Consider the following 1,996-nt stretch of genomic DNA (forward strand, 5'->3'; position numbering starts at 1 on the left):
GGGAGGTTTTAGCTTATGACTGAAAAGCAGATGCAAGCCCTGATGCAAAATCTTGATAATGATCTCCTGACTGAGGAATTGGATGAGTTAATGAGCGGCATGGAAATTGACCTGGATTCTATTACTAAAAAAGCGTTTGCTAAGCTAAATAAGGAGCAGTCAAGAATGAAAATGAAAAGAAAAAGAATTTATCCTATTGCAGCAGCCTGTTTAATTATGGCGATCGGTGCATCGACCGCCTATGCCGGAGAGATTTCGGGTTTTGTCAAATCTTTTTTCAATCAAAAAGTTATTTATTCAACGGTTGCCGACGGAAGTGCCTACTATTTGAAATCCCCTATGCAATTGGATAAGGAAAGCAAACTGGAGAACGTTATTTTCACAAAGGATAAGTTGGACATGAATTTAACCTATCCTTTAAAAGAAGATAAACTTCCGGAGATATCGGTTACTGCGCCAAACGGCAAACTATATAAACCGGGTGGTTACAGTTATGACAAAGATCAACTGTCCATCAGCTTTTGGAATGAAGCGGAGCAGAACTACGTGTTCACGCCCTCGCAAGAACTAAAATTAATGATCGGCGGAAAAAGTTATACTATTCAGTTAACAGGGGGTGCGTCCGTAGTCGGCAGCGGGGAAATTATACCTGCTGAAAAATCGAATATAGATTGGGCAAAGGTTGGTTATCAAAAAACGACTAAGGGTGTGCAGATTTTAACGAGTTTTAATGACCAGGATCTTAAATTGGAAAGCATTGGAGAACCAGCACAAAAAACGGTTGAAGAACACTTTAAAAATGAAAATGGCATTACAAGCGGCGGGACTTCATCGAGGACCAACCCTCTTCTAGGTTATGACAAGGATAACCATGTTTATACTTACACCCAGGCTAAAAACGCTGTCGGCAGACCTATCACTCAGTTCGAATCCCAGGTTCCTGCCGGCCAAGAAATAGATTTAAAAATACCAAGTCTGCTTGTTGGTTACGAAAAGACCCTTGGTCATCTTGAGGTACGAATTCCGTCGTTGAATGAAGAAAAACAAATCGGCCAGGTAATCGACCTGAAATTGCAAAAAATCACCTTGGAAAGTATTAAAAGAACCTCCGCAACGACTGCCGAGTTGAAATTTGCTTTGAATACAGGAAATACCCCAGGGGTTACTGTTCGAGAGGCTGATCTTTACAGTAAAGATGTGCAAAGCGGCGACAGCATTTGGCAAGGTGACGAATGTACAATGCGTATCAATTTTGATGAGAAATTGAAAGAGGCTAAGTTTGACGTGAACTGGCCGACGTTTGTAGTAAACGGTAATTGGACTCTGAAAATTAAATAATAGTTCATAGTAGAAGCCGATTGCACTTTGCAATCGGCTTCTACTTATAGAAAGTGCTGCTCAATATGGCTATCTTTGGTCGATATCTAATGATCCAAAGAGCCGGGCAGCGACGCAATTTGCAGCAATATAGCCATAGTTCCCAAAAATCTCAGTAAGCGTTATCGTGCGCAATATGTCAGGCCCTATCTGCTAAGAAATCTAAAAATAAACAATTTAGCCTCTGCGGGAGCGGGAACTTCTTTCCACGCTCTCACATTTTTTTGTTTTGCACCTCAGCTTGTATATTTCCGTCAAAAGAAACACAATAGAGCTATGGAGGTTTTAGGCGTGGATTACATAACGATAAAAGAAACAGCGAAAAATTGTAGAATCACAGACAGAATGGTAGTGTACCATTGCTCTGATGAACGATATCGGAGCAGTAAAGTAAAAGATGGTGAAAATACATGAAACGGATATTTTTGGTGGAGGACGATAAGGCAATCGCTAAAAACCTTATGCTTTTGCTCCGCTCGGAGGGATTTACAGTCACTCACGCCCCTACGCGGGGTGACGCTCTTGCCGCGCTTGCCGGGAATAAATTTGACTTGGCGTTGATTGATATTTCTTGATGACAGAACCTATCTGAAAATTATCAAAGGCTTGGGTTTGCCCG

Annotated in this window: 1 protein-coding gene and 1 pseudogene; both read left to right on the top strand. The window is 41.4% G+C overall.

Annotated elements, in window-relative coordinates; genetic code table 11:
- Positions 1–15: 15 nt before the first annotated feature.
- On the top strand, positions 16–1,338 hold the full coding sequence (locus DOT_RS03885; RefSeq protein WP_009614442.1) for a hypothetical protein: 1,323 nt from the start codon (positions 16–18) through the stop codon (positions 1,336–1,338).
- Between the two features lie 449 nt (positions 1,339–1,787).
- Positions 1,788–1,949: pseudogene (locus DOT_RS28280) on the top strand (response regulator); the annotation flags it as partial.
- Positions 1,950–1,996: the final 47 nt, after the last annotated feature.

Origin of the sequence: Desulfosporosinus sp. OT (assembly GCF_000224515.1) — a bacterium.
Taxonomy (GTDB): Bacteria; Bacillota; Desulfitobacteriia; order Desulfitobacteriales; family Desulfitobacteriaceae; genus Desulfosporosinus.

What these genes read in the sequence shown, in the direction of transcription:
- DOT_RS03885 (WP_009614442.1), top strand. Translation starts at nt 16, where the DNA reads ATGACTGAAAAGCAGATGCAAGCCCTGATGCAAAATCTTGATAATGAT.